Source organism: Alishewanella sp. d11, from assembly GCF_049390205.1.
Lineage (GTDB): Bacteria > Pseudomonadota > Gammaproteobacteria > Enterobacterales > Alteromonadaceae > Alishewanella.
Window position 1 is genome coordinate 1,954,620 of sequence record NZ_CP186547.1, and the last position, 15,624, is coordinate 1,970,243.

At 47.9% G+C, this 15,624-nt stretch carries 14 protein-coding genes; all 14 read left to right on the forward strand.

Going from position 1 to position 15,624, the window contains the following annotated elements; genetic code table 11:
* Nucleotides 1-252 precede the first annotated feature (252 nt).
* The 14 genes from mraZ to ftsA are packed head-to-tail and all read left to right on the forward strand — an operon-like array spanning nucleotide 253 to nucleotide 15,601.
* Entirely contained in the window at nucleotides 253-717 is a 465-nt protein-coding gene (gene mraZ, locus ACO1PK_RS08800; protein WP_423185273.1) for a division/cell wall cluster transcriptional repressor MraZ, read from the forward strand.
* Entirely contained in the window at nucleotides 718-1,659 is a 942-nt protein-coding gene (gene rsmH, locus ACO1PK_RS08805; protein WP_423185274.1) for a 16S rRNA (cytosine(1402)-N(4))-methyltransferase RsmH, read from the forward strand. It abuts the gene before it with no gap.
* Nucleotides 1,656-1,964, forward strand: coding sequence for a cell division protein FtsL (gene ftsL / locus ACO1PK_RS08810; protein WP_423185275.1), 309 nt, complete (start codon nucleotides 1,656-1,658; stop codon nucleotides 1,962-1,964). The genes rsmH and ftsL overlap by 4 nt, the downstream gene beginning before the upstream one ends.
* Nucleotides 1,961-3,712: a penicillin-binding transpeptidase domain-containing protein gene (locus ACO1PK_RS08815; protein ID WP_423185276.1), complete on the forward strand. Its 1,752-nt coding sequence runs from the start codon at nucleotides 1,961-1,963 to the stop codon at nucleotides 3,710-3,712. The genes ftsL and ACO1PK_RS08815 overlap by 4 nt, the downstream gene beginning before the upstream one ends.
* Nucleotides 3,702-5,159 carry a UDP-N-acetylmuramoyl-L-alanyl-D-glutamate--2,6-diaminopimelate ligase gene (locus ACO1PK_RS08820; RefSeq protein ID WP_423185277.1) on the forward strand — a complete coding sequence of 486 codons (1,458 nt, stop codon included), beginning with the start codon at nucleotides 3,702-3,704 and terminating at the stop codon, nucleotides 5,157-5,159. Before ACO1PK_RS08815 ends, ACO1PK_RS08820 begins: the two co-directional genes overlap by 11 nt.
* Complete coding sequence (locus tag ACO1PK_RS08825; RefSeq protein WP_423185278.1) at nucleotides 5,156-6,571, forward strand: UDP-N-acetylmuramoyl-tripeptide--D-alanyl-D-alanine ligase; 1,416 nt, start codon at nucleotides 5,156-5,158, stop codon at nucleotides 6,569-6,571. The genes ACO1PK_RS08820 and ACO1PK_RS08825 overlap by 4 nt, the downstream gene beginning before the upstream one ends.
* Nucleotides 6,565-7,647 (forward strand): phospho-N-acetylmuramoyl-pentapeptide-transferase, encoded by a 1,083-nt coding sequence (gene mraY / locus ACO1PK_RS08830; protein WP_423185279.1) that lies wholly within the window; start codon nucleotides 6,565-6,567, stop codon nucleotides 7,645-7,647. Before ACO1PK_RS08825 ends, mraY begins: the two co-directional genes overlap by 7 nt.
* A gap of 3 nt (nucleotides 7,648-7,650) precedes the next feature.
* Nucleotides 7,651-8,979 (forward strand): UDP-N-acetylmuramoyl-L-alanine--D-glutamate ligase, encoded by a 1,329-nt coding sequence (murD, locus tag ACO1PK_RS08835; RefSeq protein WP_423185280.1) that lies wholly within the window; start codon nucleotides 7,651-7,653, stop codon nucleotides 8,977-8,979.
* Entirely contained in the window at nucleotides 8,979-10,178 is a 1,200-nt protein-coding gene (ftsW, locus tag ACO1PK_RS08840) for a cell division protein FtsW (RefSeq protein ID WP_423188187.1), read from the forward strand. Before murD ends, ftsW begins: the two co-directional genes overlap by 1 nt.
* Nucleotides 10,171-11,256 (forward strand): undecaprenyldiphospho-muramoylpentapeptide beta-N-acetylglucosaminyltransferase, encoded by a 1,086-nt coding sequence (gene murG / locus ACO1PK_RS08845; RefSeq protein WP_423185281.1) that lies wholly within the window; start codon nucleotides 10,171-10,173, stop codon nucleotides 11,254-11,256. The genes ftsW and murG overlap by 8 nt, the downstream gene beginning before the upstream one ends.
* A complete protein-coding gene (gene murC, locus ACO1PK_RS08850; protein ID WP_423185282.1) occupies nucleotides 11,253-12,704 on the forward strand; it encodes a UDP-N-acetylmuramate--L-alanine ligase in 1,452 nt (483 codons plus the stop codon). The genes murG and murC overlap by 4 nt, the downstream gene beginning before the upstream one ends.
* The gene (locus ACO1PK_RS08855; RefSeq protein WP_423185283.1) at nucleotides 12,704-13,615 is read left to right on the forward strand and encodes a D-alanine--D-alanine ligase; all 912 of its coding nucleotides are present in this window, start codon (nucleotides 12,704-12,706) and stop codon (nucleotides 13,613-13,615) included. Before murC ends, ACO1PK_RS08855 begins: the two co-directional genes overlap by 1 nt.
* Before the next feature lies 1 nt (nucleotide 13,616).
* Entirely contained in the window at nucleotides 13,617-14,369 is a 753-nt protein-coding gene (locus ACO1PK_RS08860) for a cell division protein FtsQ/DivIB (RefSeq protein WP_423185284.1), read from the forward strand.
* Entirely contained in the window at nucleotides 14,366-15,601 is a 1,236-nt protein-coding gene (gene ftsA / locus ACO1PK_RS08865; RefSeq protein WP_423185285.1) for a cell division protein FtsA, read from the forward strand. Before ACO1PK_RS08860 ends, ftsA begins: the two co-directional genes overlap by 4 nt.
* The last annotated feature ends 23 nt before the right edge of the window (nucleotides 15,602-15,624 follow it).

Here is a 15,624-nt window from a genome sequence, read left to right on the forward strand (position 1 = left end):
CAAAATGAAATCTTTACCAAAATCATTCACTTCGCTAGAACGCGTATTTTATAAGGATCTTATTCGATCTTCCTGACCGTTTTTACCTTGACAGCAGTGGAAGTGGCACCCTAAACTGTCTCATTGTGGGGATAAGTGGGTAATTGTGGATCTTTTGGGGTAATATGTGGTGTAGATGATGCTCACTGCAACCTTTTAAGATTTCTGATTCTTCCTGACGCCGGCTTACGCACTTAACATAGGCAAATTAAGATGTTTCGTGGATCATTTACACTGACATTAGATGAAAAGGGTCGGTTAGCGCTACCAGCGCGTTACCGTGAACGCCTTTTGTCTGAATGCCAGGGGCAGATGATTTGTACCATCGATTTGCATGATCCCTGTTTATTACTGTTTCCACTGGCAGAGTGGGAAGAAATAGAAGAAAAACTAAAATCTCTGTCCAGTTTGAATCCGCAGGAGCGCCGTTTACAGCGGCTATTACTCGGTAACGCCACTGATTGCGAAATGGATAAAAGCGGCCGTATTTTAGTGCCAGCGTCTTTACGTCAGCATGCCGGTTTAAGCAAAAACATTCGTTTAGTGGGCCAATTAAATAAATTTGAGATCTGGGATGAAGCAGCATGGCAAGCGCGTCTTTCGGCTGATATTGAGCTAGAGCAAGCGCAAGCCGGTACTGTTGAGTTATCAGAGCGATTACAGGATTTTGTACTGTAAATGACAGCACAAGCACATATCTCGGTCTTGCTGGCAGAAACGTTGGCAGGCTTGGCAATCAAAGCGGATGGCATCTATGTTGATGGCACCTTTGGCCGTGGTGGTCATAGCCGAGAAATTATTAAACAACTTGGTCCAAATGGTCGTTTATACGCCATAGATCGGGATCCTACCGCCATTGCTGCTGCAGCCCCACTGCTGGCAGATGCGCGCTTTCATATCACACATAGCCCTTTTGCCGCCCTGGCCACTATTGCCGAAAACGAAGCGATTTTCGGTAAAATCGATGGAATTTTATTAGATTTAGGGGTTTCATCCCCGCAATTAGATGATGCCGAACGCGGTTTTAGTTTTATGCGCGATGGTCCTTTGGATATGCGGATGGATCCAACCTCGGGCATGTCTGCTGCAGATTGGCTGGCTACAGCGGATGTTGAAGATATCACCTTTGTATTGCGTGAATATGGCGAGGAAAAATTTGCTTGGCGTATTGCCAACGCTATCGTTACGCAACGACAAGAACAACCGTTGCTGCGTACCGCTGAGCTGGCAGCGCTAATTAGTCAGGCTGTACCAAAAAGTGCTAAAGAGAAAAAACATCCTGCAACGCGCAGTTTTCAGGCCATTCGCATTTACGTCAATAGTGAGCTTGAGCAAGTGAATCTTGCGTTGCAAGGTGCGATGGCAGCACTTAAACCTGGTGGTCGGCTTTGTGTCATCAGTTTTCATTCCTTAGAAGATCGTATGGTAAAGCAGTTTATGCGTCGCCATTCAAAGGCGGAGCCAGTGCCGCGTGGCATGCCATTGACTGATGCACAACTTTATAAGGCTATTCCGTTAAAATTAGTGGGGAAGGCCATTATGCCTTCTGCTGCAGAGCTGGCGGCTAATCCCAGAGCGCGCAGTGCAGTGCTGCGTATTGCTGAGAAGCAAGCATTATGACGCAAGTGCAGCTGGTAAAAATCATTGGGCAGGAAATCCGCCAACGCTTATTGGTGATTGTGCTGCTGCTCGCATGTATTTTATCGGCACTGGCTGTAGTGCAAATGGCACATTTAAATCGACAGCTGACTATTCAACAAGATCAGAATTATCAACAACGTGATCAATTAGATACCGAATGGCGCAATTTGTTATTAGAGCAAAGGGCGCTTGCTGAACACAGTCGGGTTGAAGAGATTGCTCGGCGTCAACTGAATATGCAGCGCCCCACTGGCCAGTATGATATTACGGTGACCTTGCCATGAAAGCGCCAGTGAAAAAGGCACAAGCAAAAAATAAAACGCCACCGGCCGTCCAAGGTTGGCGTTTTGCTTTTGTGCTGGTCAGCATTAGTGCTGTCTTTGTTGCCTTGATTGCCCGAGCGGCCTGGTTGCAGGTGCTGGAACCCGATATGTTAGTGACACAAGGGGATTTACGCAGTTTACGGGTAGAGTCTGGTCAAGTCATGCGTGGCATGATTTTAGATCGCCACGGCGAAGCGCTAGCGGTGAGTGTGCCAGTGCAAGCGATTTGGGCAGATCCAAAAGAGGTCATTGAACGCAGGGCTGCCGGAGATGAACGCCGCTGGCATGCTCTTGCCGAAATTTTGCAGTTAACACCACAGCAGTTAGCCGATCGTATTGGCGATAATCCGCAGCGTCGTTTTGTGTATTTGCAGCGGCAAGTCAATCCTGCGGTGGTTGATTATGTGCGTAAGTTAAGAGTACCAGGTATTCATTTCCGGCAGGAGTCACGTCGTTTTTATCCGGCAGGTGAGGTGGTCGCTCAGCTTATCGGCTTTACCAACGTAGATGATGTTGGTGTGGAAGGGTTGGAAAAACGCTTTAACGATTTGCTTACAGGCACTGCAGGTCGGAAGGTTTTCCGTAAAGATGCTAAAGGTCGTGAAATTGAAGTCTTGGAGCGTGAAGATGCGCAAGAACCTACAAATATTCAATTAAGTATTGATCAACGTATCCAAGCCGTTGCCTATCGTGAATTAAAAAAAGCGGTACTGTCTAATGGCGCGGCTTCAGGCTCCGCCGTGGTGATTGATGTCTACACCGGTGAAATTTTAGCGATGGTCAATAGCCCCTCATTTAATCCGAATAATCGAAGAAACACCCCTGTTTATCGGTTTCGAAACAGAGCTATTACCGATACTTTCGAACCCGGCTCGACCATGAAACCCTTAGCAGTGCTCAGTGCTTTGGAGTATGGCTCAGCGAATTTAGATACCCTTGTTGATGTTAGCCCTGGTTTTATGCGCATAGGGGGGAGCTGGGTTAGGGATCCGAATAACTATGGCACTTTAAGCCTGACGGGTATTGTGCAGAAATCCAGTAACATGGGGGTAGCTCGTTTAGTGCTGGAGGTGCCGCAGCAGCATGTGATTGGGTTATACCATAATGTGGGCTTAGGTCAGGATTCCGGTGCCTCCATAATTGGCGAAAGTACCGGTATTTTTAGCTTTCGGCAACGATGGTCGGATTTTGAGCGCGCAACGTTTTCTTATGGCTATGGTCTGTCAGTCACGGCGGTGCAATTGGCCCGTGCCTACGCCACCATTGCTAATGGCGGTATCAATCGACCGTTAAGTATTTTAAAAGTCAACGAGCCAGAGCCTGGTGAGCGTGCGCTAAAGGAAGAATATGCGCAAGCCATGTTAGAAATGATGGAAGCCAGTATTGCGCCGGGCGGAACCGCTACTCGGGCACAAATTCAAGGTTATCGTGTTGGTGGTAAAACAGGTACTGCGCGTAAAGCCGTGGCGGGCGGCTATGGTGATGATTATATCGCTTCTTTTGCCGGTGTTGGCCCAATTAGTAATCCACGCTTAGCCACTGTGGTGGTGATTAATGAACCTGCTGGTGATTTCTATCACGGCGGCGAAATTGCTGCACCGGTATTTGCCAATATTATGGGCGCTGCCATGCAATTACTAAACTTGCCACCAGATGCTCACACGCTGCCTAGAATCACTGCAGTGCGCGGAGGTCAACATGCCGGTTAATAGTCAACAATGGTTAGGGCAGTACTTACCGGCAGTGCCGAATGTGGCGCTAAAGCATTTACGCATTGATAGCCGAGCGGTAACGCCGGGTGATGTTTTTATCGCGCTACCAGGTACAAAAAGCGACGGCAATGTATATATTGAGCAGGCTTTGCAACAGGGCGCGGCCTTGGTGCTTACCAGTCAGGAAGTGGCTGACGATGATCGTATTCAGCGACTCCCAGAGTTAGCGGCACTGTTACCTGAACTGGCCGCAAACTTCTATGGCAAGCCACAGCAGCAGTTAACGCTAATCGGTGTAACGGGCACCAATGGTAAATCGTCGGTAAGCTGTTTTATTGCACAATTAGCGGCGCAACTTGGTATCAAAAGCGCTGTGATTGGTACCTTGGGCTATGGTGACTGGCAGCAGTTAACACCACTTAACAATACCACACCACATTTTGTTGATTTACAGCGTATTTTTGCAGAGCTGGTTGCTGACGGTGTCCGTTTAGTGGCGATGGAAGTCTCTTCGCATGCGCTTATACAACAACGCGTAGCCGGTTTATCTTTTGCTGCCGCGGTGTTTACTAATTTGAGCCGCGATCACTTAGATTATCACGGCACTATGCAAGCTTATGCCGCAGCAAAAGCCTTGTTATTTAAGCCTGAACAAAGCGCTTTAGCTGTTTTAAATTTATCGGATGAAACAGCCCGATCTTATGCTAGCGCTATGCAGCTGCCTGTTTATACCTATGGTTCAGCTGCGGCTTGTCATAACCAGCCCTCAGCCTTGAGTTATCAGCAGATCGTGCCTAACTTGCAGGGCACACTGTGTCAGTTAGCTTTTGAAGAGCAACAAGTTCAATTGCAATTGCCGTTACTCGGTGAATTTAATGTTCAAAATGCCCTGGCTGCGATTCGCTGTTTACAGGCTTTGGGTCAACCGTTAGCGGCTTTACTGCAAGCTGCTAGCAAATTAGTCCCTGTTGCTGGGCGGATGGAGCAATACTCCCTGTCAAATGGCGCTGTGGCAGTTGTAGACTATGCACATACCCCAGATGCTTTACAACAAACCTTAAGTGCATTGCGACGGCATTGCTCAGCACAGCTTTGGTGTGTTTTCGGTTGTGGTGGCGACCGAGATAAAGGTAAAAGACCGCTGATGGGGCAGTTGGCAGAGCAGTTAGCGGATCAGGTTATTTTAACGTCAGATAATCCGCGAACGGAGGATCCGTTACAGATTTTACAAGATATCGCCGCCGGCATTGCAAAGGTCGACAATGTACAGCTCATTATCGATAGGCGTTTAGCCATCAAGCAAGCCATGCTTGCCTTACAGCGAGGCGATATCCTGTTAATTGCGGGTAAAGGGCATGAAACAGAACAAATTATTGGTACAACTGCGCATCACTATGATGAACGCGCATATGTGCGGCAGTTAGTGGCGGAGTTGGCATTATGATTAAGCTACCATTATCTGAGATTGCTGAGCTGTTAGCCGCTCCGTTATATGGGCCTGACGTGCTGATTGATGCCGTTAGTACAGATAGTCGCACCTTACAAGGTGCGGTGTTATTTGTTGCGCTTAAAGGCACTCATTTTGATGGGAATCGTTTCTTAGCCGAGGTTGCTGCTAAGGGAGCTGCTGCGCTAATTTGTAGTGAAGCGCCGCCGGCGACGGTCACTATTCCTTATATTCTGGTGCCAGATGGCCGTGTGGCTCTGGGTCAGTTAGCGGCGGCGGTTAAAGCAAAACTAGCCCCAAAAACGGTTGCTATCACTGGCAGTGCTGGCAAAACCACCGTCAAAGAAATGTTGCACGCAATTTTAAGCCAGGTTACTAGCAGTAAAACCGCGCAGCATAACCAAGAGACGGTACTGGCAACGGCCGGAAACTTCAATAATGACATTGGTGTTCCTTTAACGTTGTTACGCTTAACCGAGCACCATCGTTATGCGGTGCTTGAGCTGGGCGCCAACCATCATGGTGAAATTGCGTACACCACTGCTTTAGTAAAGCCCGATGTGGCATTAATTACCAATGCGGCGGCGTCGCACCTTGAAGGCTTTGGTGATGTTTATGGTGTGGCAAGGGCTAAGGCGGAGATTTATCAAGGCTTAGCCGCTAATGGTGTTGCCATTGTATCGCTAGACAATACCTACAGCGATTACTGGTTACAGCAAACGCAGGCCTTGTCCTTGGTGACATTTAGCCTCGATAAACCGACAGCGGATTACTATGCCAGTGCGGTGCAACTGGATGCTGCCGGTTGTGCATGTTTCAACTTACACTCACCTTTGGGCGTGACAGCCATCAAATTAACAGTACCTGGCCGGCATAATGTTGCTAATGCGTTGGCGGCTGCGGCAGCGGCACTGGTTATTGGGGTAGATATCACCCAGGTGCAAGCTGGTTTAGCCGCGATGTCTGCCGTGACAGGCCGAACTCAGGTGTTACAGCCTAAATCTGGTTTGAGAGTCATCGATGATACTTACAATGCAAATGTAGAATCAGTAAAAGCGGCTATTGATTTACTGGCCAGTTATTCGGGATTTCGCGGGTTGTTACTTGGTGATATGGGAGAGCTCGGGTCTGACGCGCGAGCGTACCATCAGCAAATCGGCGAGTATGCGGCAAAGTCGGGGATTAATCTATTGTTCACGGTTGGTGTGTTATCACAGCACGCTAGCGATTTGTTTCAAGGACAACGCGCGCATTTTAGTCAACGGCAAGCACTGTTAGATCAGTTGTTGCCAATAATTTTAGCTCAGCAAGAAGTCACTCTCCTGGTGAAAGGTTCGCGTAGTGCGAAAATGGAATTAGTTGTACAGGACTTGCTAGAACGTTGTCAGCAGGAGACACAGCCATGCTAGTGTGGTTAGCCGAATATTTAACGCAATATGTTAGTGCCTTTAATGTCTTTAGTTATCTGACATTTAGGGCTATTTTAGGGGTGCTGACCTCATTATTGTTGAGTTTATATTTTGGTCCTAAACTGATTGCTGCTTTGCAGCGCATGCAAATTGGTCAAGTTGTGCGCAATGATGGCCCAGAAAGTCATTTCTCGAAAAAAGGCACGCCTACTATGGGCGGCATCCTGATTTTAGCTTCAATAGTGGTGTCCACTTTGCTGTGGGCTAACCTAGCCAATAAATACATTTGGGTGGTGCTGTTCGTACTGGTTAGCTTTGGTGCTATAGGTTTTGTTGATGATTATCGTAAGGTTATCCGTAAAGATCCCCGCGGCTTGATTGCTCGTTGGAAATACTTTTGGCAATCGGTATTCGCTATTCTCACGGCGTTTTTCTTATATGCAACGGCAGAAAGGCCAGCAGAAACGGCACTGGTATTGCCCTTTATCAAAGATGTAATGCCACAACTTGGGTTATTATTTATTGCGCTCAGTTACTTTGTTATCGTCGGGACTAGTAATGCGGTAAATCTTACTGATGGTTTAGACGGTTTAGCCATAGTACCCACTATTATGGTGGCTGCTGCTTTCGCCATTATTGCTTATGCCAGCGGTAATGTGCACTTTGCCAATTATCTGAATATTCCGTTTTTACCCTATTCCGGCGAGCTGGTGGTATTTTGTGCCGCATTAATTGGTGCGGGCTTAGGTTTCTTGTGGTTTAACACTTACCCTGCTTTGGTATTTATGGGTGATGTCGGCTCGCTGGCATTGGGTGCTGTGCTGGGGGTGATTGCCATCTTAGTGCGGCAAGAAATCGTGTTATTTATCATGGGCGGGATCTTTGTGATGGAAACGCTGTCGGTCATTTTGCAGGTAGGGTCTTACAAGTTGCGTAAGCAACGTATTTTCCGCATGGCGCCGATCCACCATCATTATGAGTTAAAAGGCTGGCCAGAACCACGGGTGATTGTCCGTTTCTGGATCCTATCCATTATGTTTGTGTTAGTTGGCTTAGCCACTTTAAAGCTGAGATAGAAAATGCAACAAATTCTGACTGCAAAACGAGTTGCTGTAGTGGGGCTAGGACTATCAGGTCTGGCCACAGTGCGCTTTTTGCTGTCAAAAGGTGTCAAACCTGTATTAATGGATACCCGTAAGCAACCAGCAGGTTTAGAGCAAATTAATCCAGATAAAGTTGATGGCATTTATCTTGGTGAGCTTGATGCAAACCGATTAGCGAAAATGGATCTGATTATTGTCAGCCCAGGGTTGTCGATAAAGCACCCAGCATTGCGTTTTGCCCGCTTGCAAGGCGCTGAAATTCTAGGTGATGTTGAATTATTTGCCCGTTTCAATACGAAGCCGGTAGTTGCGATAACTGGCTCTAATGGCAAGTCGACCGTTACCATGTTAGTCGAAGCCATGTTGCAGCAAAGCGGTATCAAGGCGGTTGCTGCTGGCAATATTGGGCTACCAGTATTAGAAGCTATTGCGCAGCCGACAACGGAAGTGTTTGTTCTTGAGCTATCGAGTTTTCAATTAGAGACCACGACTAACTTACATACTTTAGCCAGTGCCAATTTAAACCTCAGTGCAGATCATCTCGATCGTTACACCGATATGGCTGAATATGCTGCAGCGAAAGCCCAGATTTTCCGCCACTGTCAGTTAGCCGTTTACAATGCTGATGACCGGCTAACGCAACCTGCAGCATCGCAAGCGGTGCTGGCAATCAGTCTTAACGCTGCGGCAAACGGCTATGGTATTGTCCAGTTGCAACAACAACCTTGGTTAATGGTTGCAGGTGAGCCGCTGCTCCCAGTCAATGAAATGAGCCTGTTTGGTGAGCATAACCAGTTTAATGCGCTGGTGGCAGCTGCCCTAGCGTTAGCCGCAGGGGCAAAGCAACAGGCTATTGCCGAGACCCTAAGAACCTTTAAAGGATTGGCGCATCGTTGTGAGTTGGTTGCTGAAGTCGCTGGTGTACGTTGGATTAATGACTCAAAAGCAACTAATGTCGGTGCCACACTAGCGGCATTAGCCGGTTTACGTGGCAGTGTCACCGGTAAAATCATTTTAATTGCTGGCGGCGATGCCAAAGGTGCAGATGTCAGCGAGATGTCTGCCGCATTACAACAGGATGTGCAGCAGTTAATTACTCTAGGGCAAGATGGCCCAGCTATAGCGGCATTAAAAGAGGATAGTAAAGCCGTCAAAACCTTACAGCAGGCAGTGCGATTAGCCGCTGAATTGGCTCAGCCTGGTGATATGGTATTGCTTTCGCCTGCCTGTGCCAGCCTTGATATGTTTAAAAGTTATGCCGACCGTGGTGAGCAATTCGCCAAAGCCGTTAAGGAGCTTAAGTGATGAAAGCGCTGTTGCTTAATGCTCGATTTAACCCTTTCTCGCAGCTAGATAGTTGGTGGCGATCCAAAGATCAAGCCAATTATGACAGTCTCTTTTTAAGTGTACTGTTATTAGTGCTGGCGATTGGTTTGGTTATGGTCACGAGTGCCTCCATCCCCGTAGCAGAGCGTTTATATGATAATCCAATGCATTTTACTTTCCGGCATATTGTCTATTTGCTGCTTGGGTTGATTGCCGCTGTTGTCGTCTTACGTTTACCGGTGAGCTTTTGGCATAACTATAATATGCAGCTGTTATTTTTAGCGCTCGCTCTGCTGGTAGCCGTATTGTTGTTTGGCCGTAACGTCAACGGTTCAACGCGTTGGTTGGCGGTGGGGCCAATTAATATTCAAGCGGCGGAACCGGCTAAATTATTCTTTTTTGTCTATCTAGCCAGTTATTTGGTTAGACGGCAGGAAGAAGTTCGCGAAAATCTGATGGGTTTTATTAAACCCTTAATTATGCTTTTTGTGTTTGCCGTGTTGCTGTTAATGCAGCCAGACTTAGGTACCGTAATTGTGATGTTTGCTACTGCGGTAGTGATGCTGTTTTTAGCAGGCGCTAAGCTCTGGCAGTTTATCGCTTTGATGATGACAGGGTTGGCGGCTATCGCCGTGCTGATTTTTTATAGCGAATATCGCTGGCGGCGCGTTACGGCTTTCCTTGATCCTTGGGCGGATCCCTTTGGCAGTGGCTATCAGTTAACGCAATCCTTGATGGCGTTCGGCCGTGGCGGCTGGTTTGGACAAGGCTTGGGTAATAGCATACAAAAACTAGAGTACTTACCTGAAGCGCATACCGATTTTATTATTGCGGTTATTGGCGAAGAGGTTGGCTTTATCGGCATCGCCGTCTTGCTTTGTCTTTTGTTTATAATCGTATTTCGCGCCTTAATGATGGGTAACCGCGCCTTACAAAAAGGCATGAGTTTTCATGGCTTTCTAGCTCATGGTTTAGCGATATGGATTGGTTTTCAAACGGCAGTTAACGCCGGTATGGCCAGTGGCATGTTACCGACTAAGGGGATGACCTTACCTTTTGTCAGTTATGGCGGCAGTAGTCTAATCATTATGTTGATGGCCGCCGCCTTATTATTGCGCATTGATTTTGACGTTCGCATGCAAGGTAAACAGGCGATCCGTGGGGGGAAACATGACTAAACCCCTCGCATTAATTATGGCTGGCGGTACTGGTGGACATATTTTCCCCGCCCAAGCAGTGGCCAAGTCGCTGCATGAAGCCGGTTGGGACATTGCTTGGCTAGGCACTGCAGAAAGAATGGAGGCACGCTTAGTACCGCAGTTTGGTTGGCCATTTTATGCCATTCAGGTTTCTGGGTTACGCGGAAAAGGCTTAGGCAAATTACTGACTGCACCGGTCATGTTACTGCGCTCTGTTTGGCAAGCGCGCAAATTAATCAAACAATTACAGCCAACGCTGGTGCTTGGCTTTGGTGGTTATGCCAGTGGTCCTGGTGGTTTGGCCGCTTGGTTAGCTGGCGTACCACTGCTTATTCATGAACAAAATGCGGTAGCGGGCAGCACTAATAAACTATTAGCCAAGCTGGCGAAAAAGGTCATGGTCGCCTTTCCACAAGCCTTTGCTGGTTCAGCAAAACAGTGTGTCGTTGGTAACCCCGTTCGTCATGAACTGCTGAGTTGCCGAGAAAATCGACCTGCGAATAGCGAGCTGCGCATTTTAGTGATGGGCGGCAGCTTAGGGGCAAAAGCTTTAAATGAACACTTACCTAAGCAGTTTGCCAGCTTAGCCGAGTTAGGTGCTATTAGCATCCGCCATCAAAGTGGTGAGGCGATGTTAGCTGACGTTCAACAGCGTTACCAGGTGTTACAGCAGCAAGGGGTTGCCGTTAGTGTGACTGCATTTATTAATGATATGGCTGAAGCCTATCGCTGGGCAGATGTAGTAATATGTCGAGCTGGCGCGTTGACCGTTAGTGAAGTAGCTGCGGCAGGAGTTGCGGCGATCTTTATCCCGTTGCCGACAGCGATTGACGATCATCAAACCGCCAATGCGCAAAGCCTGAGCTGTGATGACGCTGCGTGGTTATTGCCACAGGCAGCGCTGGTTGAATCGGGTGTTGTGCCTATTTTGGCACCGATAGTGAATAATAAAAGTGAACTGCTGCGCCGTGCGACAAAGGCACAACAGCGGTCACTGCAGCAGGCTACCGCTCAGGTTGTAGCCTTATGCCGGCAAGTAACAGGACAAGCAGTATGATTACGACACCGCAACAGAAAAAACAAGCAATGCGCCGCGTTGAGCGTATTCATTTTGTCGGCATCGGTGGTGCCGGCATGGGCGGGATCGCCGAAGTGTTATTAAATGAAGGCTATAAAGTAACCGGTTCAGATATTGCACCAGGTGCCGTGACTGATCGCCTGCGCGGCTTAGGTGCAGAACTGTTTTTCGGACACTATGCTGAAAATATCCGTGAAGCCAGTGTCGTCGTGGTCTCCAGTGCAATTAAAGCCGATAATGCCGAAGTCGTTGCCGCTCGTGAAGCGCGGATCCCCGTGGTGCGCCGTGCGGAAATGCTCGGTGAGTTAATGCGTTTCCGGCATGGTATTGCTATTGCCGGTACGCATGGCAAAACGACGACGACCAGTTTGCTGGCATCCATTTTTGCTGAAGCGGGTGCGGATCCAACTTTTGTAATTGGTGGCTTATTAAATTCTGCAGGATCTAATGCCCGTTTAGGCGCCGGACGCTATTTAATTGCTGAAGCCGATGAAAGCGATGCCTCATTTTTACATTTGCAGCCAATGGCAACGGTGATTACCAATATCGAAGCCGATCATATGGACACCTATCAGGGTGACTTTGAAAAGCTGAAAGCCACTTATTTAGAATTTTTACACAATCTCCCATTCTATGGCATGGCAGTGGTGTGCTTAGATGATCCAGTATTACGCGAATTAATCCCCAGTATTGGCCGGACCGTGATCACCTACGGCTTTACTGCCGATGCCGATTACGTAATCAGCGACTTTATGCAGCAAGGCACCCGTAGCTTTTTTGTGCTTACCGATCCGCAAGGCAATCAGCGCGAGGTAAGTTTAAATTTACCAGGCAAGCATAATGCGTTAAACGCCACCGCAGCCTTTGCGTTGGCGCAAGATGAAGGCATTGCCGAACAAGCAATCTTAGCTGCTCTGAATAAATTTGAAGGTATTGGTCGACGTTTCCAGCAATACGGCGAATTTGACACGGGACGTGGCAAGGTATTATTGATTGATGATTATGGCCATCATCCAACCGAAGTGGCTGCTACCGTGGCAGCAGTTCGTAACGCTTGGCCTGAGCGTCGATTAGTGATGTGTTATCAACCTCATCGTTATACCCGCACCCGTGATCTGTACGATGATTTTGCCAAGGTGTTATCAGAAGTGGATGCGTTAATGCTATTGGAAGTTTATGCAGCAGGTGAAACGCCGATAGCCGGAGCCGATAGTCGCAGTTTAGCACGTTCCATTCGTGCTCGAGGTCAGCTGGAACCTATCTATGTGGCACAACCTAACGACTTAGCGGCATGTCTTGCTGACGTATTGCAAGACGGTGATGTCGTGTTAACCCAAGGCGCGGGTAATATCGGTAGCTTAGTAAAGCAACTCGCTGCCATGCAGCTGGATATTGAACAGTTAAAAGCCACAAGAGGAGTGCGGTAATGCAGCAATTGGGTCGTGTTGCAGTGATGTTTGGTGGCCATTCTGCAGAGCGAGAAGTCTCACTCCGCTCTGGGCAAGCCGTGCTGAATACGTTGCTGGACGCTGGGGTCGACGCCTTTGCTTTCGACCCCAAACTAGAATCGCTTAGCAGCTTAACCGCCGATCGGGTCTTTATTGTGTTACATGGTCGAGGTGGTGAAGACGGTTCCATGCAAGGCGCGTTGCAAGTCCTAGGTCTGCCCTATACCGGCAGTGGTGTATTGGGCTCAGCCTTGGCGATGGATAAAATTCGGTGTAAGTGGTTGTTCCAAGCTCAAGGCTTACCAACAGCGCCTTTTTTAGTGGCGCGGCCAACCGATACCGACTATGCCAGCATGTTAGCTGAGTTGGGTGGTAAGGTAATGGTTAAACCTGCTAATGAAGGTTCTAGCATTGGTATGAGTGCTGCCAGCACAGTAGAGGAGCTGGCTGTCGCTATCACGAAAGCGCATCAATATGATCACGAGGTCTTAGTCGAGCGCTGGATTGATGGTCGGGAATTTACGATTGCCATCGTCAATGGTGAGGTGTTGCCTATAGTTGAAATGCGCACACCGCGGGCTTTTTACGATTATGAAGCGAAATACCAAGCTAATAGCACAGAATATTTATGTCCGGCACCGTTAACAGCAGAATTAACCGCGGCCATGCAAACTTCTGCGTTAGCAGCATTTAAGGCCGTGGGTGCCAGTGGTTGGGGGCGTGTTGATTTAATGTTAGACCAACAAGGCAAGCATTATTTGTTGGAGGTTAATACCGTACCGGGCATGACCGAAAAATCGTTAGTACCGATGGCGGCTAAGGCAGCAGGTTACAGCTTTCAGCAACTCGTACTGGCGATTTTAGGCCAGACAGAGCAAGCCAGAGGCTAAAGTGACAGCGCAACCTGCTGTTCAGCCAACACAGAGCCGTGCTGCTTTTATCAGTGGGCTGGTATTTTTTGGCTTTTCTTTGCTGTTTTTTGCGGTGTTGAGTTGGAAGCTTGTCGAGTGGGTGCAAGATCAGCAAAGTGCACCCATCTCAAATGTAAAGTTGTATGGTAATTTCAAGCACTTACGGGCTGCTGAGTTACAGCAACGGTTACAAGCAGAGTATGTAGGTAATTTTTTTAGTGTAAACGTGGATCAGGTGCAGCAGTTCCTGCATCAACAATACTGGGTATATCAGGTAGCCGTGCGCAAACAATGGCCTGATACCTTAGTGGTGGTGGTGACTGAACAGCAACCGGCGGCTATATGGAATGCAGAGCAACTTATTAATAAAAAAGGGGAAGTCTTTACCGCCCCATTAGAACAGTTGCAAACAACATTACCGTTATTGCATGGCCCTGAAGGCAGTGAGCAGGATGCCCTGAACATGTTTACTCATATGCAGAAACTGCTGCAGCTGCATGAATTTAGTATAAGCAAAGTCTGGCTGACCGAGCGCTTTGCTTGGCGGTTAGAGTTAGCAGATGGTGTGCAATTAAAACTTGGTCGAGAGGATACTTTAAAACGTTTACAGCGCTTTATTGAGTTATATCCGACGATGCAACAACATAATGCAGCTGGGATGGCTGAGGTAGATTTACGTTACGACACGGGTATTGCCGTGCGCTATGCAACAGAAACAAAGAGAAAAACATGACTAAGTCGTTAGAGCGGGATTTGATTGTTGGTTTAGATATCGGCACTGCACAAATAAAAGCCGTGGTCGGTGAAATAACAGCAGACAACCAACTAAGTATTGTTGGTGTGGGTAGCCATGCCTCCCGTGGAATGGATAAAGGCGGTGTAAACGATCTTAATCTGGTGGTGCAGGCGGTGCAGCGAGCAATCAATGAAGCCGAATTAATGGCAGATTGTCAGGTGTCTTCTGTTTATCTCGGGATCACTGGTAAACATATACGCTGTCAAAATGAAAGTGGTATGGTGCCGATTAATGACACTGAAGTGACCAGTGAAGATGTGGCTAATGTTATTCATGCCGCAAAGTCAGTGCCAATCTCTGCAGAGCGGCGCATGCTGCATGTCTTGCCACAAGAATTTTCGGTGGATATGCAGGAAGGGATAAAAAGTCCTGTGGGTATGTCTGGCGTTCGCATGGAAGCGCGGGCGCATATTATTACTTGTGCCAATGATATGGCCAAAAATATCGAAAAATGTGTCGAGCGCTGTGGTTTACAGGTCGATCAATTGATATTTTCATCGCTAGCTTCTAGCTATGCGGTATTAACCGATGATGAGAAAGAATTAGGCGTGTGCGTCGTCGATATCGGTGGGGGTACTATTGATATCTCGATTTTTACCAACGGCGCCTTACGTCATACGGCGGTGATACCTGTTGCCGGTAATCAAGTTACCAGCGATATCGCCAAAATCTTCCGTACGCCACTGAGTCATGCTGAAGAGATAAAAGTGCAATATGCCTGTGCTCTGCGTAGCATGGTGGGTAAAGAAGAAAGTATTGAAGTGCCAAGTGTGGGGGGCCGCCCCGCTCGGTCTATGTCTCGGCATACTTTGGCAGAAGTGGTAGAACCTCGCTATCAGGAATTATTTGAACTGGTATTGGAAGAGATCCGCTCCAGTGGCTTAGAAGAACAAATTGCCGCCGGACTGGTGTTAACTGGCGGCACAGCAAAGATGGAAGGTGCGGTAGAGTTTGCCGAGGATATCTTCCAAATGCCAGTCAGGCTGGGTTATCCCATGCATGTAACCGGTTTGAGAGAATATGTAAATGATCCGGCTTATGCCAGTGTCATTGGTTTGTTACTTTATGGCAAAGACGTGCGCAGTCAGCATAAGGCTGCCGGTCAAAGCCGCGATCCAGTCAGTAGTTTTTTTAAGAAAATTACGAGTTGGTTTAACGGTCAATTTTAAGTAAGCGTAAAAACGGAGAGAGA